Annotated in this window: 18 protein-coding genes; 9 read left to right on the top strand and 9 right to left on the bottom strand. The window is 71.4% G+C overall.

Features of this window, described 5'->3' with window-relative positions:
* Nucleotides 1-49: 49 nt before the first annotated feature.
* Nucleotides 50-2,347 (bottom strand): transglycosylase domain-containing protein, encoded by a 2,298-nt coding sequence (locus ACIP4O_RS05985; RefSeq protein WP_401571984.1) that lies wholly within the window; start codon nt 2,345-2,347, stop codon nt 50-52.
* Nucleotides 2,348-2,705: 358 nt separating this feature from the next.
* On the opposite strand from ACIP4O_RS05985, the gene ACIP4O_RS05980 reads away from it, so the two are divergent.
* The 6 genes from ACIP4O_RS05980 (at nt 2,706) to ACIP4O_RS05955 (ending at nt 8,904) form a co-directional block, all read left to right on the top strand.
* Nucleotides 2,706-3,662 carry an SPFH domain-containing protein gene (locus tag ACIP4O_RS05980; RefSeq protein ID WP_401571981.1) on the top strand — a complete coding sequence of 319 codons (957 nt, stop codon included), beginning with the start codon at nt 2,706-2,708 and terminating at the stop codon, nt 3,660-3,662.
* A gap of 40 nt (nt 3,663-3,702) precedes the next feature.
* On the top strand, nt 3,703-3,996 hold the full coding sequence (locus tag ACIP4O_RS05975; protein WP_401571978.1) for a hypothetical protein: 294 nt from the start codon (nt 3,703-3,705) through the stop codon (nt 3,994-3,996).
* A gap of 110 nt (nt 3,997-4,106) precedes the next feature.
* Nucleotides 4,107-4,631 carry a PadR family transcriptional regulator gene (locus ACIP4O_RS05970; RefSeq protein WP_361320602.1) on the top strand — a complete coding sequence of 175 codons (525 nt, stop codon included), beginning with the start codon at nt 4,107-4,109 and terminating at the stop codon, nt 4,629-4,631.
* Nucleotides 4,628-5,314, top strand: a complete 687-nt coding sequence (locus ACIP4O_RS05965) for an ABC transporter ATP-binding protein (protein WP_361320600.1) — start codon at nt 4,628-4,630, stop codon at nt 5,312-5,314. Before ACIP4O_RS05970 ends, ACIP4O_RS05965 begins: the two co-directional genes overlap by 4 nt.
* Complete coding sequence (locus ACIP4O_RS05960; RefSeq protein WP_401571975.1) at nt 5,311-7,767, top strand: FtsX-like permease family protein; 2,457 nt, start codon at nt 5,311-5,313, stop codon at nt 7,765-7,767. The genes ACIP4O_RS05965 and ACIP4O_RS05960 overlap by 4 nt, the downstream gene beginning before the upstream one ends.
* Before the next feature lie 126 nt (nt 7,768-7,893).
* Nucleotides 7,894-8,904: an SPFH domain-containing protein gene (locus tag ACIP4O_RS05955; protein WP_401571972.1), complete on the top strand. Its 1,011-nt coding sequence runs from the start codon at nt 7,894-7,896 to the stop codon at nt 8,902-8,904.
* 41 nt (nt 8,905-8,945) lie between these two features.
* Here ACIP4O_RS05955 and ACIP4O_RS05950 read toward each other — a convergent pair whose 3' ends face one another.
* The 4 genes from ACIP4O_RS05950 to ACIP4O_RS05935 all read right to left on the bottom strand — a co-directional run bounded on the left by ACIP4O_RS05950 (nt 8,946) and on the right by ACIP4O_RS05935 (nt 15,759).
* A complete protein-coding gene (locus ACIP4O_RS05950; protein ID WP_361320594.1) occupies nt 8,946-9,908 on the bottom strand; it encodes a LysR substrate-binding domain-containing protein in 963 nt (320 codons plus the stop codon).
* A 196-nt stretch (nt 9,909-10,104) separates the two neighbouring features.
* On the bottom strand, nt 10,105-13,527 hold the full coding sequence (locus ACIP4O_RS05945; protein ID WP_401571968.1) for a CARDB domain-containing protein: 3,423 nt from the start codon (nt 13,525-13,527) through the stop codon (nt 10,105-10,107).
* Nucleotides 13,528-13,703: 176 nt separating this feature from the next.
* Nucleotides 13,704-14,261, bottom strand: coding sequence for a GNAT family N-acetyltransferase (locus ACIP4O_RS05940; protein ID WP_401571965.1), 558 nt, complete (start codon nt 14,259-14,261; stop codon nt 13,704-13,706).
* Between the two features lie 37 nt (nt 14,262-14,298).
* Nucleotides 14,299-15,759 (bottom strand): MFS transporter, encoded by a 1,461-nt coding sequence (locus ACIP4O_RS05935; RefSeq protein WP_401571962.1) that lies wholly within the window; start codon nt 15,757-15,759, stop codon nt 14,299-14,301.
* Nucleotides 15,760-15,941: 182 nt separating this feature from the next.
* Here ACIP4O_RS05935 and ACIP4O_RS05930 point away from each other — a divergent pair, with 182 nt between their 5' ends.
* A complete protein-coding gene (locus ACIP4O_RS05930; RefSeq protein WP_401573850.1) occupies nt 15,942-16,601 on the top strand; it encodes a TetR/AcrR family transcriptional regulator in 660 nt (219 codons plus the stop codon).
* A gap of 140 nt (nt 16,602-16,741) precedes the next feature.
* Here ACIP4O_RS05930 and ACIP4O_RS05925 read toward each other — a convergent pair whose 3' ends face one another.
* The 4 genes from ACIP4O_RS05925 to ACIP4O_RS05910 form a co-directional block, all read right to left on the bottom strand.
* Nucleotides 16,742-16,936, bottom strand: coding sequence for a DUF397 domain-containing protein (locus tag ACIP4O_RS05925; RefSeq protein ID WP_401571959.1), 195 nt, complete (start codon nt 16,934-16,936; stop codon nt 16,742-16,744).
* Nucleotides 16,937-17,105: 169 nt separating this feature from the next.
* On the bottom strand, nt 17,106-17,825 hold the full coding sequence (locus ACIP4O_RS05920; RefSeq protein ID WP_401571956.1) for a VOC family protein: 720 nt from the start codon (nt 17,823-17,825) through the stop codon (nt 17,106-17,108).
* A 79-nt stretch (nt 17,826-17,904) separates the two neighbouring features.
* Nucleotides 17,905-18,546: a TOPRIM nucleotidyl transferase/hydrolase domain-containing protein gene (locus ACIP4O_RS05915; RefSeq protein WP_401571953.1), complete on the bottom strand. Its 642-nt coding sequence runs from the start codon at nt 18,544-18,546 to the stop codon at nt 17,905-17,907.
* On the bottom strand, nt 18,543-19,343 hold the full coding sequence (locus ACIP4O_RS05910) for an NAD(P)H-binding protein (protein WP_401573848.1): 801 nt from the start codon (nt 19,341-19,343) through the stop codon (nt 18,543-18,545). The genes ACIP4O_RS05915 and ACIP4O_RS05910 overlap by 4 nt, the downstream gene beginning before the upstream one ends.
* A gap of 199 nt (nt 19,344-19,542) precedes the next feature.
* Between ACIP4O_RS05910 and ACIP4O_RS05905 the strand changes: the two genes are divergently transcribed.
* Nucleotides 19,543-20,208 (top strand): hypothetical protein, encoded by a 666-nt coding sequence (locus tag ACIP4O_RS05905; protein WP_401571950.1) that lies wholly within the window; start codon nt 19,543-19,545, stop codon nt 20,206-20,208.
* On the top strand, nt 20,196-21,236 hold the full coding sequence (locus ACIP4O_RS05900; protein ID WP_401571947.1) for a hypothetical protein: 1,041 nt from the start codon (nt 20,196-20,198) through the stop codon (nt 21,234-21,236). Before ACIP4O_RS05905 ends, ACIP4O_RS05900 begins: the two co-directional genes overlap by 13 nt.
* Nucleotides 21,237-21,256: the final 20 nt, after the last annotated feature.

Below are 21,256 nucleotides of genomic sequence, written 5' to 3'. Positions count from 1 at the left end.
GGTGCCCCCGGCCACGGTTCCGTTCCGTGGCCGGGGGCACCTTTCGCCGTCAGAAGCCGTTGCCGTCCCCGCCGGGGTCCTGCCCGCCCTGGCCGGGCAGGGGCGGGAAGGAGGGCCCGCCCTCGCCCGGGTCGCCGGGGTCGGGGCTGTTCGTGGGGAGGCCGCCGTCGCCCGTGTCCGTGGGGTCGGGGCTCGGGGTGGTCGGGTCGGGGTCCGGGGACTCGGTGGTCGGGTCCGGGGTCGGTTCCTCGGGGGCCGATGTGGACGGGGACGGGGTGTCCGAGGGGGTCGGTGTGTCCGAGGGGGTGGGGTCGACGGTCGGGGTGGTGGCCGCGCCCATGTCGGTGTCGAGGTCGAACTTCTCGGGGGCGCCCACGACCGCGAAGGTGTAGTCGGCCCAGATCTGCGCGGGGAAGCCGCCGCCGTTGACCCGGCCGCCGCCCGCCGCGCCGCTCAGCGTGACCTGAGCGCCCTTCTTGTACGTGGTGCCGTCCGACGTCGTCCCGTCCTTGCCCGCCTCGCCGAAGACGCCGACCGAGGTGACGAGGTCCGGGGTGAAGCCGGTGAACCAGGCCGACTTGTTGTCGTCGGACGTACCGGTCTTGCCCGCGACCGGCTGGCGGCTGTTGCGGACCGCGCTGCCGGTGCCGTCGTCGACGACGCCGGTGAGGACCGAGGTGACCGAGTCGGCGGTCTGGCGGCTGACGACCTGGTCGCCGATCGCGCTCGGCAGCTTGACGTCGGCGCCGCCGTACGTGACGGACTTGAGGATCTGCGGGGTGACCTTGCGTCCGTGGTGGTCGAGCGTCGCGTACACGCCGGCCATCTGGAGCGGGCTCGCGCCCATCGAGCCGAGGGTCTGCGCGGGCACGGCCTGCTCGTTCTCGACGTCCATGCCGAGCTTGCCGGCGGTCTTCATGACCTCGTCCATCCCGACGTCGACGCCCATCTGCGCGAAGACGGAGTTCACGGACTTGTTCATCGCGGTCTGGACGTTGATCGGCCCGTAGTCGACGCCGTCCTCGTTGGGCGGGTCGAAGGCGATGTCGCTGCCCTTGACCGGGCGCTTGCTCGTGCCGTCGTAGATCGTGGACGCGGTGATGGGCTTGCCGTCCTGCGTCGTCGCGCCGTTCTCCAGGGCGGCGGTCAGGATGAGCGGCTTGAACGTGGAGGCGACCTGGTAGTCGGTGCGGGTCGCGTTGTCGGTGTAGTGGTCCGGCCAGCCCTTGCCGCCGTAGAGGGCGAGGACCTTGCCGTTCTTCGGGTCGACGGAGGCGGCTCCGGCCTGCACGTTCGCGTCCACGGTGCGGTTCTTGGGGTCGAGCTTCGAGGTCAGGCGGTTCTTGACCGACTTCTCCAGCCGGGCCTGCTTCTTCGGGTCGATGTTGAGCGTGACGGTGTAGCCGCCCGCGTCGACCTTGGCCTTCGCGTCGTCGAGCGAGAGGTCGTCGTTCTTGGCGACGGTGCGTATGAGCTCGTTGCGGGCGGCGGTCTGGAGGTAGCCCTTCTGCCCGGTGAGCCCGGCGTCGCGCTGTTCCTTGTGCGGGACGGGGAACTTGAGCTCCGCGCGCTCCCCGGCGCCGAGCCAGTGCTGGTCGACCATGTTGTCGAGCACGTAGTTCCAGCGCTTCGTGACGAGGGCCTTGCCGGTGGGCGTCGCGACGGACCAGTCGTACTGGCTCGGGGCCTGGAGGAGGGCGGCGAGGTAGGCGCCCTGGGTGACGTTCAGCTGGTCGGCGTCGATGCCGTAGTACGCCTGGGCGGCGGCCTGGATGCCGTAGGCGCCCCGGCCGTAGTAGCTCGTGTTGATGTACCCGGCGAGGATGTCGTCCTTGGAGTACTTCTGATCGACCTTGAGCGAGATGACCAGTTCCTTGAGCTTGCGGCTCACGGTCTGGTCGGCGGTGAGGTAGTAGTTCTTCACGTACTGCTGGGTGATCGTCGAGCCGCCCTGCTTGCCCTTGCCGGTGACCGTGTTGAGCAGGCCGCGCGCGGTGCCCTTGAGGTCGACGCCCTTGTCCTTGTAGAAGCTCTTGTTCTCGGCGGCGACGAAGGAGTGCTGGACGTCCTTCGGGACGCGGTCGAGGCTGACGATCTCGCGGTTGCGCTCGCCGGTGCGGGCGAGGACGGTGCCGTCCTTGAACTTGTAGACGTTGGCCTGCTGCGTCGCGTCGGGGTTGCCCTCGGGCACGTCGACGTACAGGTAGAGGCCGACGAAGCCGGCTATCCCGAGCAGGCACAGCCCGAAGAAGGTGCCGAGCAGCTTCTTCCACGTGAACAGGCGGCGCACACGCCCGCGCGAGTCGCCGCCCCCGCGACGTGCTCGCCTCTCGTCCGCTCGCCCCATGTCGACGGCCGCTCCTTCTCAGTGGTGTGCGTCGCGGTCCACGGCGGCTCGCTCCGTCGCGCGCACCGTGGCTCGATCAGCTTTGAAAGCTAACACCGCGCTCTTGGACAAACGGCTTCCGATCGTGTCTTTTCCGGACGTGACAATCAGCACCGTCCCGTACTGAAACCGACTCCACGGAGGTGTGGATGGTTGCCATCCGGGGTAATCTGATATCACTTTGAGAGCGCGGCAGCGGCGGTACGGGAGCCTGTCGGCCCCCGGTGCGCGAGCGCGCCGCCCCAGGTCAGGGGCGGTGTGTCCCAGCGGTCACCACCGTCGCCGCCGCCCCATCCGCGACAGAACGGGGGAACCACCCATGTCCACCCACCCCACACCCGAGACCCCGCGCGGGGACGAGCTCGCGGCCGGTCAGCTCACCGAGATGCCGAAGCCGCGCGTGACGGAGTTCACCGCGAAGAGCATCGGCGGCGGGCTCGCCCTGCTCCTCGGGCTGCTCGGCCTCGTCGTCGGCATCGGGCTCGCCGCGCTCGCGAGCGCCGTCGACTCGACGGGCGCCAAGGCGGTGCTCATCGTCGTCGGCATCCTCCTCGCCATCGCCTCGATCTTCGCCATGGCGGGGCTCAACATGGTCGCGCCCGGCGAGGCCCGCGTGGTCCAGCTCTTCGGCCGCTACCGGGGCACGATCCGCACCGACGGGCTGCGCTGGGTCAACCCGCTCACGAGCCGCACGAAGATCTCCACGCGCGTGCGCAACCACGAGACGGCCGTCCTCAAGGTCAACGACGCCTACGGGAACCCGATCGAGCTGGCGGCCGTGGTCGTGTGGCGCGTCGAGGACACCGCGCAGGCGAGCTTCGAGGTCGACGACTTCCTGGAGTTCGTCGCGACGCAGACCGAGGCGGCCGTGCGGCACATCGCCATCGAGTACCCGTACGACGCCCACGAGGACGAGGGCCTCTCGCTGCGCGGGAACGCCGAGGAGATCACCGAGAAGCTCGCGCTCGAACTGCACGCGCGCGTCGAGGCGGCGGGCGTCGAGATCGTCGAGTCCCGCTTCACCCACCTCGCGTACGCCCCCGAGATCGCCTCCGCGATGCTCCAGCGCCAGCAGGCGGGCGCGGTCGTGGACGCGCGCAGGCTCATCGTCGAGGGCGCGGTCGGCATGGTCGAGCAGGCCCTCGCCCGCATCCAGCAGGAGGACATCGTGGAGCTGGACGAGGAGCGCAAGGCGGCCATGGTGAGCAACCTGCTCGTCGTGCTGTGCGGGGACCGGGCCACCCAGCCGGTCGTGAACGCGGGCACCCTCTACTGACGAGCACACCCTGACAGCACGGTCGAGGGGCGAGGCGGAGATGAACGACAGCGCGGCGGACGAGGGGTCCGCCTCCGGCGAGCGGGAGCGTACGCGGCGAACGGCGCGCCCGGCCCGTAAGCAGGTGCTCCTGCGCCTCGACCCGAAGGTGCACGACGCCCTGGCCCGCTGGGCGGCCGACGAACTGCGCAGCAGCAACGCGCAGATCGAGTACCTGCTCCGCCGCGCCCTCGCCGAGGCGGGCCGGCTGCCGTCCTCGGCGGCCCCGATCCCTCGCAGGGGACGGCCGCCGGGGCGGCCCGCCGAAGACGAGGCGCGGGAGACGCACGACTGAGACGTCACCGCAGGTCACGGGCCGGTCCCCCAGGGGGCCGGCCCTCTTTCCGCGCAGCTATACACCCCACGTATACCCACCGCGTATACCCCCTGTGTATAGTCCTCGCCATGTCCATCGGTCACACACTCCTCGGCCTCCTCGAAACGGGGCCACGCCACGGGTACGACCTCAAGCGCGCCTTCGACGAGAAGTTCGGGCACGACAAGCCGCTGCACTACGGCCAGGTCTACTCGACCATGTCCCGCCTCCTGAAGAACGGCCTCGTCGAGGTCGACGGGATAGAGGCGGGCGAGGGCCCCGAGCGCAAGCGGTACGCGATCACGGACGCCGGGGTCACCGACGTCGCCCAGTGGCTCGCGACGCCCGAGAAGCCCGAGCCGTACCTCCAGTCGACGCTGTACACGAAGGTCGTCCTCGCACTGCTCACCAAGCGGGACGCGCACGACGTCATGGACGTGCAGCGCTCCGAGCACCTGCGCCTGATGCGCTCGCTCACCGAACGCAAGCGGAAGGGCGACTTCGCCGACCAGCTCATCTGCGACCACGCACTGTTCCACCTCGAAGCCGATCTGCGCTGGCTGGAGCTGGCGACCGCCAGGCTCGGCAAGCTCGCCAAGGAAGTGACCGGATGATCCCCTCGGGCTCCCTGCTCTCCGCCGAGGGACTGCGCAAGTCCTACGGCCCCACGACCGCGCTCGACGGAGCCGAGTTCTCCATCCACGCGGGCGAGGTCGTCGCCATCATGGGGCCGTCCGGCTCCGGCAAGTCCACGCTGCTGCACTGCCTCGCCGGGATCGTCCCGCCGGACGCGGGCACGATCCACTACGGCGGCACCGAGCTGAGCGCGCTCCCCGAGAGCCGCCGCAGCGCCCTGCGCCGCAGCGATTTCGGCTTCGTCTTCCAGTTCGGCCAGCTCGTGCCCGAGCTGAGCTGCGTCGAGAACGTGGCGCTGCCGCTGCGCCTCAACGGCGTCAAGCGCAAGGAGGCCGAGAAGGCCGCGTACGCCTGGATGGAGCGACTGGAGGTCGAGGACCTGGCGGCCAAGCGGCCCGGGGAGGTCTCAGGCGGGCAGGGGCAGCGCGTCGCCGTCGCCCGTTCGCTCGTCACCGGGCCGCGCGTCGTCTTCGCCGACGAGCCGACCGGGGCGCTCGACTCGCTCAACGGCGAACGCGTCATGGAACTGCTCACCGAGGCCGCGCGCGTCACCAACGCCGCCGTCGTCCTCGTCACGCACGAGGCCCGCGTCGCCGCGTACTCGGACCGCGAGGTCGTCGTACGGGACGGCCGCTCCCGGGATATGGAGCGCCTCGTATGACCAGCCCCCTCACGCTCGACAGGCACGCGGACGCCGCTCCCCCGCCCCCGCCCGCGCCCACCGCGACGGGCCGCCTCGCCACCTGGGCGCGCGACCTGCTCCTCGGCGTGCGCTTCGCCGTCTCGGGAGGCCGCGAGGGCTGGACGCGGACGGCGCTTACGGCGGTCGGCATCGGCCTCGGCGTGCTGCTCCTCCTCGTCGCCGCCTCGGTGCCGACCTTCCTCGCCAACAAGGACCAGCGCCTCGACGACCGCCGCCCGACGAAGCTCTCGGCCGCCGCGGCGAAGAAGTCGCCGCGCGCCTTCCTGATCTCGGACGGCTCCAGCGAGTACCAGGACGTCACGATCGGCGGCTTCCTGGTCGCCGCGCAGGGCGAGGAGGCGAGCCCGCCGCCCGGACTCGCCCGCTTCCCGAAGGCCGGCGAGATGTTCGTCTCGCCCGAGCTGCACGACCGGCTCCACGGCTCGGGCGACGCCGTCCTGAAGGCCCGCTTCGCCCCGTACAAGGAAGTCGGGACGATCGGCGGGAGCGGCCTCGACGAGCCGAGCGAGCTGTACTTCTACGGCAACCCCGGCGACCTCGCGACGAAGCCGCACAGCGACCTCCAGCACGCGAACGGCTGGGGCAAGCGCCTCAACCTGCACGAGGAGATGGACCCGCTGCTCGTCGCGCTCATCGTCATGATCTGCGTCGTGCTGCTCATCCCCGTCGTGCTCTTCATCGGCACCGCCGTGCGCTTCGGCGGCGAGCGGCGCGACCGCAGGCTCGCCGCGCTGCGCCTGGTCGGCTCGGACGCGGCCGGTACGCGCAGGATCGCGGCGGGCGAGGCGCTCGCCGCCGCGGTGCTCGGGCTCGTGCTGGGGGTGGTGTTCCTCCTCGTGGGGCGGCAGTTCGCCCCGTACGTGAGCATCACGCGCACCAGCGCCTTCCCCCACGACATCACGCCCGTGCCCGGGATCGCCGCGCTCGTCGCGCTCGCCGTGCCCGTGTGCGCGGTCGCCGTGACGCTCTTCTCACTGCGCGCGGTGAGCATCGAACCGCTCGGCGTCTTCCGGCAGTCCGCGCCACGCAGGCGCAGGCTGTGGTGGCGGCTGCTCATCACGCTCGTGGGGCTCGCGCTGCTCCTCTCCGACGAGCGGCTGCGCGCGACGCCCGCCGAGCGCGAGGCGCAGAGCATCGACCCCTACCGCCTCGCGGGCGGCGCCTCGCTCGCCCTCATCGGGCTCGCGACCCTGCTGCCCTGGCTCGTCGAGTTCGCGGTGCGGCGGCTGCGCGGCGGCACCGTGCCCTGGCAGCTCGCCGTGCGCAGGCTCCAGCTCAGCGGGGGTACGGCGGCCCGCGCGGTCGGCGGGATCACGGTGGCCGTGGCGGGCGCGATCGCGCTCCAGATGATGGTCGGCTCGGTCGGCGACGACTTCGAGAAGATGACCGGACAGGACCCGACCCGGGCGACCCTCGGCGTGTCCAGCAACATCACCGACTGGAAACTCGCGGAGCGGTTGCGCGCGGCGGCCGTGAAGGCGCCCGGCGCGGACCGGGTGACGGCGGAGATCACCGGGTACGCCCAGACACCGCGCCCCGGCCGGAAGCTCGACAAGGACGGCGAGCCGCTCACCGTGTGGATCACGGTCGGCGACTGCGCGACGCTGCGCGAGAAGGCGAAGCTGCCCTCGTGCGCGGACGGGGACGTCTTCCGGGCCCGGCAGACGGTCCACGAGGAGTGGGACAAGGACGTCAACACCCAGACGTGGCAGGTGGCCCGCGCGGGGCAGGAGATCGACGTCGCCCCGGACACGAAGCACGGGCGGCTGTGGCGGCTCCCGCGCGAGGTCAGGGACGTCAAGGGCATCCGCACCCCCGAGGGCGACGAGGGCTCAGGGCTCCTCGTCACGCCGGGCGCCATCGACGCGAGCATGCTCGGCAAGGGCGGCGGCTCGACCAACGTGCGAGTCAAGACGGACCAGGACGACGCGCAGGCGATCGACCAGGCGCGCAACGCGGTCATGGCCGTCGACCCGAGCGTGCGGATGTGGGCGTACACCAGCTCGCACCGCGACGCCACGTACGCGAGCGTGCGGCACGGCCTGGCGGCGGGCGCGATCATGACGACGCTCCTGATCGGCGCCTCGCTGCTCGTCTCGCTCCTGGAGCAACTGCGCGAGCGCAAGCGGCTGCTCGCGGCGCTCGCGGCCTTCGGCACGAAGCGCTCCTCGCTCGCCTGGTCGCTGCTGTGGCAGACGGCGATCCCGGTCGCGCTCGGGCTGTGCGTCGCGACGGTGGGCGGGCTCGCGCTCGGCTGGACGCTGGTGCGGCTCATCAACAAGCAGGTCGTGGACTGGTTCGTCTTCCTGCCGCTCGTCGCCGCGGGCGCGGGCACGATGCTCCTCGTGACGCTCCTGACGCTCCCGGCGCTGCACCGCACGATGCGGGCGACGGGGCTGCGCACGGAGTAGCGGCCCCTCCTGGCGACCCTTTTCGGCGGGACTGTTCCGGTACGCGGCCGTTCGCGCCCGTACCGGAACAGTCCTACCGTGGGAGGTGCGGGCACATCCATGTCTCGTGCCCTGGGGTTGGTACTCATGACCGGACTCGTCATCGCCATCGTCCTGGTGGCGCTTCTCGTGGTGATCCTGCTGGGGCTGAGCGTGCGCAACGTGCAGCAGTACCAGCGCGGGGTCGTCTTCCGCTTCGGCCGCCTCCTGCCGCACCTCAGGCAGCCCGGACTGCGTCTCATCCGGCCCGTCGGCGACCACATGGAGCGGGTCTCCATCCAGACCGAGGTGCTCGGCGTCTCACCGCAGGGCGCCATCACCAACGACAACGTGACCGTCACGGTCGACGCCGTGGTCTACTTCCGCGTCATCGACCCGGTCAAGGCGCTCGTCAACGTGAGCGACTATCCCTCCGCGGTCTCGCAGATCGCGCAGACCTCCCTGCGCTCCGTCATCGGACGGGCGGATCTCGACACGCTGCTCTCGGACCGCGACCGCATCAACGCCGAACTGCGCACCGTGATGGACGCGCCGACCGAGGACCCCTGGGGGGTACGGGTCGAGCGGGTCGAGATCAAGGACATCGCGCTGCCGCAGGACATGATGCGGTCCATGTCGAAGCAGGCCGAGGCGGAGCGCGAGCGGCGCGCGCGGGTCATCGCGGCGGACGGCGAGGCCCAGGCGGCCCGCAAGCTCACCTCGGCGGCGAGCACGATGGCGGACACGCCGGGCGCGCTCCAGCTGAGGCTGCTGCAGACGGTGGTGGACGTGGCGGCGGAGAAGAACAGCACGCTCGTCATGCCGTTCCCCGTGGAGTTGCTGCGCTTCTTCCAGCGGGGCGCGGACAAGGCGGGCATCCCCGCTTCGGGCGGCGAGTCCGTCCCGCTGGACGCGGGGCCCTCGCGCGCGGCGGCCTCGTCGCGTACGGATCGCGGCCGCGCCCGTGCCCGTACGGCCCGTGCCGTCCACGCGGCCCCCGCCCTCGACGGCAGCATGGCCGATCAGCAGGCGGCGGCCCGGACGAGGGCGGAGCGCAGGCGCCTTGAGCGCGAGGTGTGGCCGGACATCCCGGTGACGAACGGCTCGGTCGTGGCCTAGGCCCTGTCCGGCGGAGGCCCCGCGGGGGCGCCGCTCGGGGCTCAGCCCGCCGCCCGTACCGGCAGCCCCGCGAACGCCCGCCGCAGCTCCTCCCCCAGCTCCGCCATCTGCCCCGCCCGCGCGGAGCCGTCCCGGAGCACGAGCCCGATCCGGCGGCGGGGCGCCGGATCGGCGAAGTACGCCGTGTCCAGGCGCGGATTGCGCCCCGTCTCCAGCGGTACGGCGGTCCTCGGCAGCAGGGTCACGCCGAGGCCGCCCGCCACGAGCTGTACGAGCGTCGAGAGCCCCGCCGCGGTCGTCGTGACGGCCTTCGCCTCCCCGCGTCCCGCGTCCCTGCACACGTCGAGCGCCTGGTCGCGCAGGCAGTGCCCCTCCGCGAGCAGCAGGAGCGGCAGCTCGGTGAGCACGTCGCGCGGCAGCCCCTCCCGCCCGCCGAGCCGGTGCCCGAGCGGCGTGACGAGCACGAAGTCCTCGTCGAAGAGGGGGATCTCGGTGAAGCCGGGCGTCGAGAGCGGCAGCGCGAGGAGCAGCAGGTCGAGCCGCCCGGCGGCGAGGCCCTCACTGAGCGCGGCGGTCTGCTCCTCGTGCACTTCGAGCGCGAGGTCGGGGTAGCGGCGCGCGCACACGTCGAGGACGGTGGGCAGCAGGTAAGGGGCGACGGTCGGGATCACCCCGAGCCGCACCGTCCCCGTGAACGGCGCCCGCAGCGTCTCGGCCTCCTCCAGGAGCCCCGCGACCTCGGCGAGCACGCCCCTGGCGCGTACCGCGAGCCGCTCCCCGGCGGGCGAGAGCAGCACCTTGCGCGTGGTCCGCTCGACGAGCGTGACCCCGAGCGCCTCCTCCAGGGCGGAGACCGCTCCGGAGAGGGCGGGCTGGCTCATGCCGAGGACGGCGGCGGCCTGCCGGAAGTGCAGGTGCTCGGCGACGGCGGCGAAGGCCCGCAGCTGGGCGAGGGTGGGCTGCCGCGCGCGACCGTCGGCGGCGAGGACGTGTTCCGTGCTCACGAAGAAGAGATCCGTACTGCTGACGTCGGCGATTGATCGGTTCCCCCGATCACTGTGCTCCGATCCTAACGAGAAGCCCCGATCAACCGGAAAAACACGAGAAGAGACCCGTATCACCACGAAGGGCCCGCCCGCTCCCCCGGTGTGGGGGGAGCGGGCGGGCCCCGGCGCGCGCGGGTGCCTCGTCCCGCGAGGGTCAGCGCTTGGCGGCGGCCTTCGTCGGGGCGCCGGTGAAGGTGAACTGCGATCCCGGCTCGGTGAACACGTCCCCGTCACGAGAGTTGGAGATCGTGACGTTCGAGAGGGTCGCGTCGCCCCGGGCGCCGCTCATCGCGAGGATGCCGGAGCCGTTGTTCGACTTGTCGATGCGGACATTGGAGATCTTCACCCCGCTGTACGTGCCGCCACCCGTCTTGAACTGGATGCCGTCGTACGTCGAGTCGAGGATGTCCGTGTCCTTGATCGTGACGCCGGGGATGCTCGCGCCCTGGGCGAAGAGCGTGATGGCGCCGAACTCCTGGTCCTCGTTCCAGAAGGCCCCGCCCGTGCGGTGCAGCGTGTTGCCCGAGATGAGCGTCTGGCCGCTGAAGGGGATCGGGTCGTGGTCGGTGGCGAGCATGATGCCCGGGTAGTTCATCGTGTCGGAGACGACGTTGTTCTCGATGGTGTTCCCGTAACCGCCGTAGACCGCGATGCCGTTGGCCCGCCAGGGCAGCTGGACGGTGTTGTTGCGGAAGTGGTTGTTCGCGCCGACGTCCGTCGAGGGGTCCTTGACGTACTTGCTCGACCAGACGGCGAGCGAGTCGTCGCCGGTGTTGCGGAAGGACGAGTTGTAGACGGTCGAATTGTGCGTGCCGTTGGTGAAGTTGATGCCGTCCGCGTAGGTGTCGCGGATGCGCATCCCGCTGAACTCCAGGCCGTCGCCCGGGTTCCACAACTCCGGGATGTTGGCGTAGTCGCGGCCGACCCAGACGCCGACGTTGGCGTGCTCGATCCACACGTTGGAGATCTTCGTGTCCTTGCCGAGGCGGCCGTTGATGCCGACACCGCCCTCGTCGTTGCCGTCGCCGCCGCGGATGCGTCCCGAACCGAAGATGGCGAGGTCGGAGATCTGCGTGTTGTCGTCGATGTCGAAGCCGAAGTTGCCCTCGTGCGGGTGGTTGATGCCGCCCGCGTCCTGCGGCTCGGTGAGCGTGTAGAGCTGCGAGTGCCACATGCCGGCGCCCACGATCCTCACGTTCCTGATGCCGACCTGGTTGTACTGGCCCCGGTGCTGCGGGTCGGGGGTGAGGATCTTCTGCTCCTGGCGCCACTGCCCCGCCGGAATCCAGACGCAGGGGATCTGCCCGTTCTGGTCGGCCATGACGGCGCGCTGGATGGCGTCGGTGTCGTCGATGCCGTCATTGGGCACGGCGCCGTACTCGGTGATGGACGCGCACTCGGCGGGCTTGCTCTTCGCCGGGGCGACCTGCTCCAGGTCGATCAGGTCGACGATGTAGAAGCTCGCGTTGTCGCCCGCGTCGCGCTGGAGACGGAACTTGGTGCCCTGGGGATAGGTCTGCGTGAGCAGCGCGTTGGCCTCGTCGAAGAGCCGACGGGCGTCACCGCCGGGGGTGTTGGTGAGGCCCTCGGGGTCGTCGGTGGTGCCGTAGAGCCAGGAGTGCTTCGAGCTGAGGTCGAGCTTGCGGACGAACTTGCCGTCCGCGTACAGGCTCAGGGTCGCGTTCTGGCCGCCGCCGTTCGCGGCGTCCGGGATGGAGTTGCGCACGACGATCGAGTTGGTGGGCGTCGTGGAGGTGAACTCGACGTATTCGCCGGTGTTGTTGAGGCGGACGGACTTGCGGCCGCTCGACTCGGTGGCGAAGTTGGTGTGGCCGAAGGTGCGCTTCGCGTCGGCGGTCAGGAGCGTGCCGGTGTACGTGCCGTCCTCGGCCTCGTACTCGGTGTACGGGACGGCGGCGCCGCGTCCGACGACGATCGAGCGGGCGAAGGTGTTGTTGTCCTCGTTGGTCTCGGTGACGGTGTTGGTCGCGTCGGCGGTCGCGGTGAGCGTCGCGCCGCCGTCGGTGGCCTTCCACGTACCGGAGACCGGGACCTGCACGGTCGCACCGGCCGGGACGGCGGGGGTCGTGCCGTTGAGGGTCGCCGTACCGGCGGTCAGGCGCGTGACGCTCCCGGCCGGGACGGCCGTCGTGCCGCGGTTCTTGACGGCGACGGTGAAGCTGACGTTCGCGCCGGCCGCCGGGTTCTCCGGGTTGGTCGCGATGCCGGTGACCTGGAGGTCGGGGCCGGGGCTCTGCGAGACGACGAGCTTGCTCGCGCCCGCGCGGCTGTTGTTGCTGTCGTCCTGCTCGACGACGGTGCCCTTCGGGTCGACGACGGCCGAGACCGTGTACGAGCCCTGCGGGCGCTTGCCGACGTCGACCGAGACGGTCTGCGAGGCACCGGCGGCGAGCGCGCCGACGGAGGCGCTGCCCGCGACGGTGCCGTCGAGGCTGACGTCCACGGTCGTGGCGGCGGAGGCGGCCGTACCGGCGTTGCGGACGGTCGCCTTGACGGTCACCACGTCCTTCTCGGACGGTGTGGCGGGCGTCCAGTTGAGGTCGGTGAGGGTGAGGTCGGGGTTGGGCGCGGCGGTGCCGACGACCTCGATCTCGGCGACCTGGCCGCCGGGCGCACCGGAGTTGGCGGCGATGTTGAGCCGTACGTCGGCGGCGCGGCCGGTCACCGGGATGGTCACCGTGTTCTTGTTGCCCGCCGGGTTGAAGGCGTAGTCGGCGCGGGCCTTGAGGGTGGAGAAGCCGCTCGCGTTCTGGCCCCGACCCTGCACCTCGATCGCCTGGGTGCGGGAGCCCCAGTCCGTCCCGGGGTTGAGCTTGACGACGACGCCGGAGATGTCGGCGTCGGCACCGAGCTTCACGGTGAGCTGGCCCGGGAGCCCGGCGGACTCCCAGTAGGTGTTCGTGTCACCGTCGTTGGCGTTGGCGGGCATGAAGGTGTGGACGTAGCCGTTCGCCTCGACGGGCTTGCCCTTGGCGAGGTTGGTGCCGGTGACGGGCGGCGTGCCGGGGTCGCCGGGATCGGTGCCTCCGTCGTCCTCGCCCCGGATCTCCAACTCGCTGAGCTGGGCGGCCTGCCAGCCGGTGTTCGCGGTCACCTGCACGCGCACGTACCGGACGTCCGCGGCGGCGAAACCGACCGTGACGGCGTTCGCTGAGTTCGGCGTGAAGGTGCGCTTCGCCGAGGCGGAGAGCGTGCTCCACGTGCTGCCGTCCGTGCTGCCCTGGACGGTCAGCGTCTCGTCGCGCGCCTCCCACGTGGTCGGAAGCTTGAGCGTCACCTCGTCGACCGAGGTGGTGGCGCCGAGGTCGACGCGCACCCACTGCGGGAACGAGGCGCCGGGCCCCTCCCAGTACGAACTCTGGTTGCCGTCGGTCACGTTGCCCGCGCCGTACTGGCCGTTGGCGCCGCTCGCGGTGGCGGGGCGGCCGAGCGCGAGGTTGGGTCCTGGCGCGGCCGACGCGGCGGCGTGCGCGGTCGCGGGGAGCAGTCCGAGGGGGATCAGGCAGGCCGCGAGCAGCCCGGTGATGGCCCGCCGGACGGATGGCTTCCGTCTCATGCTGTCCTCTGTCTTTTTAGTGAACTAGTCAATTTTTTGCAGTCACTTGAAAACAGATTTCTGACAGGTTAAAGATTTGTCAACGGCCGGGACAGAACTGTCGCCATGCGTCACGGGTGTTGACGTTAGGTGATGACGAGCCGTCAGCTTCCGGCCACGTTCGCCTGCGTTTGCGCCTACGTCCGCGGCGCGGTGGGCGTGAGCCACCAGTCGGCGAGGAGTCCGTACAGCAGGTCGTCCGTCCACTCGCCCTTGAGCCACGTGTACGCGGGCCGCAGACCCTCCCGGCGGAACCCGACCCGTTCGAGCAGCCGGGCGGAGGCGAGGTTCCGCACGTCGCACACGGCGGACACGCGCCGTATCCCCGGCCGGGCGAACAGTTCCCCGAGCACGGCCCGTACGGCCTCGGTGGCGTACCCGCGCCCCTGCGCGTCGGGCGGGAGGGTGAACCCGAGATCGGCCTGCATCCGGTTCTCGTCGAGCCGCACCCCGACGTCCCCCACGAGCGCCCCCGACTCCCGCTCCTCGACGGCGTACTGGAACCACCCAGGGGCCGCGGGGTCACCGGCGGCGAACTCGGCGACGAGCCGCCGCGCCTCCTCGTCCGTCACCGGAGCACTCCACCCCTGGTACCGCGCGACCTCCGGCACGGACCGGTACGCGGCGAGGGTGGCCGCGTCCTCGGGGCGGAAGCGGCGGACGAGGAGACGGGGGGTGCGGAGGGCAGGGCTCATGGCGACAGTGTGACGCGGCGGCGCCGCCACCGAGGGCTCAGGCCGGTTCCTCCACGGAGTGGGAGTCGGTGAGCGTGAGCGCGCCCCCCGCCGCGATCAGGCCGACGATCGCCGCGAGGACGGCGTACGTGATCCGCTCGCCGTGGAAGAAGGACCGTACGAGGTCACCGCTCCACACCCCGGAGGGGAGTCGGGTGGTGACCAGCGTCGCGATCAGGGTGCCGACGAGGGCGGTGCCGACGCTGGTGCCGACCTCCTGGGCGGTGTCGTTGAGGGCGGTGCCGAGCGAGGTGCGGTTGGCGGGCACCGCGTCGACCAGCGCGATCGCGCAGATCGTCATCACGGTGCGCAGCCCGATCGTCATCACGACCATGGAGGCGGCGATGACCGCGTACCCGTGGTCGACGCCCCAGGCGAGACCGGCGAGGGCGGCGGCCAGACAGGCCGCGCCGACGAGGCAGGCGATCCGGTGCCCGAAGCGCTTGCCGAGCCATTCCGACAGCGGCGTCGCGACGATCATGGTCACGATGAGCGGCAGGTTCGCGAGGCCCGCGCGCACGGGGCTCCAGCCGTAGGCGTACTGGAAGTGGATGATCAGCCCGAACATCACGCCGGCCATCGCGATGGACGTGCCGATCTGGGCGATGGCCGCGCCGCGCACGGTGCCGCTGGAGAAGATCTTGAGGTCGAGCATGGGCGCGGCGCTGCGGCGCTCGCGCCACACGAACCCGACGCCCGCCACCACGGCGCCGACGATCGAGGCGAGGGTGGCGGCGGAGAGCCAGCCGTGCTCGACGCCGCTGGTCAGCGAGTAGCAGGCCAGGCCGATGGTCACCACGCTCAGGACGGCACCCGGCAGGTCGAGCCGGTCCCTGGTCAGGTCCTCGGCCTTGTCGGCGGCCACCCCGAGGCGTACGCCGATGGCCGCGATCAGCGCGATCGGCGCGTTGACCACGAGCAGCCACTCCCAGCGCACGTGGGCGAGGGCCGTGCCGCCCAGCAGCGGGCCGAGGACGAAGCCCGACATGCCGACGACGATCATCAGGCTCATCGCGCGCATGCGCAGCGCCTGGTCACCGAAGAGCCGGAAGACGAGCGAATTGGTGATGGGCGCCATGGCGGCGGCGGCGATGCCGAGCCCCGCGCGCAGGGCGATGAGCTGCCCCGCCGAGTCGACGGCGACGACGCAGAGGCTGAGCAGCCCGAACACGGCGAGGCCGACGAGCAGCACCCGCCGCCGCCCGAGCCGGTCGGCGAGCGATCCCGCCGTGAGGAGGAGGCCGCCGAAGGTCAGCGAGTACGCGCCGGTGACCCATTGCAGGGCGGTCGTGCCGCTGCCGAGGTCGCGGCCGATCGTGGGCAGCGCGATCGAGAGCAGCGTGTTGTCGACCATCTCGACGAAAAAGGCGAGGCAGAGCGCGGCCAGGGGTATCCAGGCCGCGCGCAGCGAGGGATAGGTGCGACTCGGCGGTGCGGCGGAGTCGGGGACGACGGTCATGACCGGCCTGCTCTCTGAATTCTCCGAACACCGCAACGAACGACGTTCGATAATGGAACGAGGTTCGATGGTAGAACGTCGTTCGATATTCGCCAAGCCGTGGTTGGATGGACCTCATGACAGGCCCGCGCACACACCCCACCGAACGCCTCCCCCGTGGGCGCAAGCGCGGTTCGCATTCGCTGGAGACGGTTCTCGGCGCGGCCGTGGCCCTGCTCGACGAGGCGGGCGCACCGGCCCTGACCTTCCGCGCGCTCGCCGCGCGTCTCGGCACCGGCGTCGGCACCATCTACTGGTACGTCTCGAACAAGGACGAGCTCCTCGACCGCGCCACCGACCACGCGATCGGCGGGGTCCTGGCCGCCGTCGAGGAGCAGCCGGAGAGCGACGACCCGATCGCCGACCTCCGCGCGATGGCCGTCGCGCTGTTCGACGCGATCATCGACCGGCCGTGGCTCGCGGCGTACTTCATGCGCAACACGGACGTGCAGGGCAACTCACTGCGGCTGTACGAGAAGCTCGGCCGGCAGACCCTCCGGCTCGACCTCACGCCGCGACAGCGTTTCCACGCGGTGTCGGCCATCACGGGCGTCGTCGTCGGCACGGCCGCCGACCTCGGCGGCGAACTCCCGCGGGAACTGCGCGAAGGCGACGTGGACCGCGACGCGTATCTCGGCCGCTTCGCCGAGCAGTGGCGATCGCTCGACAGCGCGGAATTCCCCTTCGTACAGCAGATCGCCGAGGAATTCGAGGGGCACGACGACAGGGACCAGTTCCTCGCCGCACTGGAACTGACCCTCTCCGGCCTCCGCCTCCAGGCCGGGGCCGCCGGGGACGAGTGACCCGTTACCTCACCGAGTCCCCCCGCTTTCACGCGCGGCCGGAGAGCCGCTTGCCCTCGGTGAGGCCGACGCCGCTCACCGCGCACCGACAGCCGGGCCGCCACCCCTCGGCCAGCCGCCGGGACGGGGCTCCCACGCGCTCAGCACTGGCGGACAGCACCCAGGAAAGCGGTGAAGGCGTGACGGCCGAACGCGACCACGCCGCCTCCGGGACGCTTGCTGTCGCGGACGCGGACCGCGCCGACGAGGGGAACGAGGCCGGTCGCGACCTCGACGCAATCACCGCCCTGGCCGCTGTAGGAGGACTTGAGCCAGCGGAGGCACTGAGCCGCCATACCGTTCCCTTCGCCGAAGGTCAGCGGTGCCGCCAGTATGCGCCGGGGTGGACGCGGCCCGCAGCCGTGCGGGCTCTTTCCCGGGCACCTCGGCGGATGCGTACCCGCGACAACTCGGCTTCCGGGCTGAGCACTTGGGTCTCCCGGTGTCACTCGCGGGAGGCCTCCGTCACGCCGTTCCGCCGAGCAGCCGGAACTCGTTGCCGTCCGGGTCCGTGAAGACCGTGTGTCCGGGCTCGTGGGTGAGGAGGCGGGCACCGAGGGCCTGGAGGCGGGCCGCTTCCGACTCGTACGCGGCCGGGGCCTCCGGGACGAGGTCCGGGGTGAGGCGGTCGGGTGCGGTGCGGGGCATCAGCGGTGGGCCGCCCCACGTGAACTTCGTTCCCCCGTCCGGGGGTTGGATCGCCGTTTCCTCGCCCTCGTCCCACACCAGGGGCCAGCCGAGCGCCCCGCTCCAGAAGACCCCCACCGCGTGGCTGCCGTCGCACGCGAGCGCGCCGATCCTGCCGCAGCCCGCGAGGAACTTGTTGCCCGGCTCGATCACGCAGAACTCGTTGCCCTCGGGGTCCGCGAGGACCCGGTGCCCCTCCTCCGGGAGCTGGCCCACGTCGGTGTGGCGCGCGCCGAGGGACAACGCGCGGGCGACGGTGGCCTCTTGGTCCTCGGGCGACTCGCTCGTCAGGTCGAAGTGCTGACGGTTCTGGGTCGTCTTGGGCGCGGCGCCGGGGCGGAAACGGAGCGGGAGTCCCGGGTTGGTGGCCGGGATGAACTCGCGCTCCCCGTCCGCTCGTTCACGTACTGCGCCGCCGCCGAGCAGTTCGTGCCAGAAGCGGGCGAGGCGCGCCGGGTCCTGCGCGGAGAGGCAGAGCGCGTCGAGGCGTAGGGGCATGGGTTTTCCGATCTGTGCGGGAGACGGGGGGACGTGCGGGGACAGACATACGGGACCCCGCGGGGACGTGCCGGGGCGGTCACAGGCTCGCGAGGAGTGCCGCCAGCGGTGCCGGTACGCGGTCGGCTTCGAGCGCTTGGGTCAGGAGGGTGCCGTAGCGGATCTTGCGGCCGCTCGCGGTGCCGAGGAAGCGGCGGAGCTGGTCGTGGCGGGGGCGGCCCAGTTGGGCGGGCTGGTGGCGGAAGCTCCGCCAGCGGCGCTCCTCACCCGCCGCCGTGATCACCTCCTCGGCCCGGTCCGCGCCGAGCGCGCGCAGGAGTTCGTCCTCCAGATCCGCCACGCACACATGGAGGGAGGGGACTTGCACCTCGGCGCGCGCGAACCCCCTCACGTAGAACGGCGCTTCGTTCGTGTCACACAGCCCTGTCAGGCGCAGGTCCAGTCCGTGCGGGCCGAGTGCCTCCGCGTACGTGGCGATGCTCATGGCGCCACCCATCGACACGACGGCGGTCCCCTCGGCGGCCAGATCACGGCCCCGGCACGCCGCGAGGCTCTCGATGGCGGCGAGGTCGCTCAGGCCCTCGACGAGGACGGCGGCGCGGAATCCGTGGTCCGCCGGAGGCGGAGCGTTCCCTCCCATCCAGTCGGTCAGCGCGGAGCGGAACGACTGGATGCGGGAGGGTGGGCCCGAGCCCGGTGCCCGATCGAAGGGGCGGCTCATTTCGCGAGCACCGCCCGTACCGCCTCCTCCAGCGACGTCGGGCGGCGGCCGAGGAGGTGGGCGAGGTCGTCCGTCCAGTGTTCCAGGGCACCTGCGCGGATCTGGGCATCGAGCCACCCGGTGGGGCCCGGCACGGGAGCGGTCCGCTCGGCGTACGCGACGGTCGCGCCGCTCACCCGCGTCAGGGTCTCGGCGAGGTCGCGGTACGTCCACGAGTCGCCCGTCAAGTCGTAGAAACCGCGCTCCTGTTGACTGGTCAGGGCGCGTACCGCCGCTTCCGCGAGGTCGGCGCGTGACGCGGTGTTGAGCCCGCGACCGCCCGTCCCGTCCTCCAGGACACCGGCCGCGACGGCCTCGCGCAGTCCCGCGTGGAGGAAGGCGTCGCTGTAGTACGGGTGCCGGAGCAGCAGGTGCGGGAGCCCACTCGCCTCGATGTACCGTTCCGTCGCGTGGTGCGCCGCCGTGACCCCCTCGGGCCGCGTGCCCGCACCGAGGAAGCTCGTGTACGCGAGCAGCCCGACGCCCGCCGCGCGCGCCGCGTCCACCGCCGTGACGTGCTGCGCCACCCGCCGCCCGGTCTCCAGTTCGGGCGAGGAGACGAGCAGCAGCCGCTCGGCCCCGGCGAAGGCCGCGCGCAGCGAGTCCGCGTCGTCGTAGTCCCCGTACCGCACCTCCGCACCCGAGGCGGCGAGCCCGGCGGCCCGCTCGGGACCGCGGACGACGGCGGCGACACGCGCGCCCCGCGCGAGCAGTCCTTCGACGACGAGCCGTCCGTACTGCCCGGTGGCGGCGGTCACGACGATCACTGGCAACTCCCCAGGTGAAAAGAGGGCTTCATCTTCGGCGGCCAAGGCCTTCCGCGCCACGGGGTTTTCGCGCGGGGGCCAGGTACGTGCCAAGCCGGTCACGAAGCGCTGTGTTCTGTGGTGCGGGCGCGGCGATCTCAGTACGGTGGGCGAGCGTGTCATGAGCTGGTTCGTACAAAGGGAGTTGTCCGTGAATCGCCGTACCGCGTCCATCCTGACGACCGGTCTCGCCCTCACGCTCGCCGCGTCCCTCACCGCCTGCGGGAGCGACGACTCCGGCAAGGAGAAGGACGACGAGGCCGTCAAGGGCGCGGAGCCCGCGAAGACCAGCGCGGAGGCGAGTCCTTCGCCGAGCGCGAGCAAGGCGGGGGCGGAGCGGCCGAAGATCGAGCTGCCGGCGGACTTGAAGCTCACCTTCGACTGGGCCGACACGGGGGACGCGAAGAAGGACGCCGTCTACCGGGACACGGAGCAGTTCATCCAGTCGCTCCAGACGGCCGTCGCACGGCAGAAGCCCACGGACCCCGGCTTCCGTTTCTACTCCTCGGGGGAAGCCGCCGCCAACGTCCAGGCGTACGTACAGCGCTTCGTGGACACCGGCGACCGCGTCACCGGCACCGTGCGCTACTCGAAGCCGAACCTGAAACTCAACGCGGACGGCACCGCGGGCTTCGTCTACTGCGAGGACCAGAGCAAGGCGTACCGCAAGAGCGTCAAGACAGGGAAGACGAAACTCACCCAGGGCTCAAAGGACGACTACGTCCTTTACAACACGCACTTGCGACGCAACGACAAGGGCGTGTGGGTCACCGAAAAGCTCATCTCCGACGCTGGGAGCGCGCAGTGCCAGCCATAAGGACGAGACAGGCCGTTCTGCCCTTGGTGGCGGGCGCGCTCCTTCTCACGACCGCGCCCGCGTACGCCGGTACGGGCGATGACTTCGGCGGGGATCAAACCCACGTCGGCGGCGGCGCCAAGTCCGACGACTCCGGCGGCGGTTCCGTCTCCGCCACCGCCGGTGCCGTCGTCTTCGACTACTCGCACAACGGCTCAGGTGCCAAAGCCGGCCCCGTCACCGCCGCTTCCGACTGGACGCCCCCCGCCTGCTACTACGCCCCGAAGTACACGCCCGCCCAGCTCAAGGCGCACCTCGAACCGATCTGGGCGGTCGACTCCACCGGCTACGAGTGGGACGCGAAGCAGCGTGCGTACTACGTGGACGGCGACTACCCGGACTTCAACAAGGAGAAGACCGGCAAGGGGTATTGGTGGGACTCGTACGTCACTCCCGGGCGTGAGGGCGAGCCCGGGGCGCTCGACTGCGACAAGCAGATCTTCTGGGTCGACAACGGCGAGGCCCCGCCCGCCGACGCCCCGCAGGCCATCACCCCCGAGATGCTCGCGCGCCTCGCGTACGCGGAGGTGCGCGTGCCCTCGACGAAGGTGCGGCTCGCGCCCGAGGCGGCCTCGAAGGTCAATCTGCCGACGTGGGCCTGGCTCGACGCGGGCGACGTCGCGCCGGTGTCCGTCACGGCCTCCGTACCGCTGCTCCACATCTCGGCGACGACGACGGCGAGAGCCGACTCGCTCGCGATCGAACCCGGTACGCCCGACGCCCGCACCCTGCCCGCCTCCGGTGCCTGCCCCCTCGTGGACGGGCGCATCGGCGAGCCGTACGCGGCGGGCAAGGCGAACCGCACCCCGCCCTGCGGCGTCACCTACCTGCGCTCCTCGGGCGACACCACCTTCCCGCTGCGCGCCACGCTCACCTGGAAGATCCACTGGACCGGTACGGGCGTCACCGCGCCGCAACCGCTCCCGGACGGCAGGTTCGGAGCCGAACAGGACGTCACGGTCCGGGAGATCCAGTCGGTCAACCGCTGAGGGGGCGCGGGTCGGAGGCG

The organism is Streptomyces sp. NPDC088923, from assembly GCF_044749745.1.
Lineage (GTDB): Bacteria > Actinomycetota > Actinomycetes > Streptomycetales > Streptomycetaceae > Streptomyces.
This window is presented reverse-complemented; position numbering and strand designations above follow the sequence as displayed.

What these genes read in the sequence shown, in the direction of transcription:
- ACIP4O_RS05985 (WP_401571984.1), bottom strand. Translation starts at nt 2,347, where the DNA reads ATGGGGCGAGCGGACGAGAGGCGAGCACGTCGCGGGGGCGGCGACTCG.
- ACIP4O_RS05980 (WP_401571981.1), top strand. Translation starts at nt 2,706, where the DNA reads ATGTCCACCCACCCCACACCCGAGACCCCGCGCGGGGACGAGCTCGCG.
- ACIP4O_RS05975 (WP_401571978.1), top strand. Translation starts at nt 3,703, where the DNA reads ATGAACGACAGCGCGGCGGACGAGGGGTCCGCCTCCGGCGAGCGGGAG.
- ACIP4O_RS05970 (WP_361320602.1), top strand. Translation starts at nt 4,107, where the DNA reads ATGTCCATCGGTCACACACTCCTCGGCCTCCTCGAAACGGGGCCACGC.
- ACIP4O_RS05965 (WP_361320600.1), top strand. Translation starts at nt 4,628, where the DNA reads ATGATCCCCTCGGGCTCCCTGCTCTCCGCCGAGGGACTGCGCAAGTCC.
- ACIP4O_RS05960 (WP_401571975.1), top strand. Translation starts at nt 5,311, where the DNA reads ATGACCAGCCCCCTCACGCTCGACAGGCACGCGGACGCCGCTCCCCCG.
- ACIP4O_RS05955 (WP_401571972.1), top strand. Translation starts at nt 7,894, where the DNA reads ATGACCGGACTCGTCATCGCCATCGTCCTGGTGGCGCTTCTCGTGGTG.
- ACIP4O_RS05945 (WP_401571968.1), bottom strand. Translation starts at nt 13,527, where the DNA reads ATGAGACGGAAGCCATCCGTCCGGCGGGCCATCACCGGGCTGCTCGCG.
- ACIP4O_RS05940 (WP_401571965.1), bottom strand. Translation starts at nt 14,261, where the DNA reads ATGAGCCCTGCCCTCCGCACCCCCCGTCTCCTCGTCCGCCGCTTCCGC.
- ACIP4O_RS05935 (WP_401571962.1), bottom strand. Translation starts at nt 15,759, where the DNA reads ATGACCGTCGTCCCCGACTCCGCCGCACCGCCGAGTCGCACCTATCCC.
- ACIP4O_RS05925 (WP_401571959.1), bottom strand. Translation starts at nt 16,936, where the DNA reads ATGGCGGCTCAGTGCCTCCGCTGGCTCAAGTCCTCCTACAGCGGCCAG.
- ACIP4O_RS05920 (WP_401571956.1), bottom strand. Translation starts at nt 17,825, where the DNA reads ATGCCCCTACGCCTCGACGCGCTCTGCCTCTCCGCGCAGGACCCGGCG.
- ACIP4O_RS05915 (WP_401571953.1), bottom strand. Translation starts at nt 18,546, where the DNA reads ATGAGCCGCCCCTTCGATCGGGCACCGGGCTCGGGCCCACCCTCCCGC.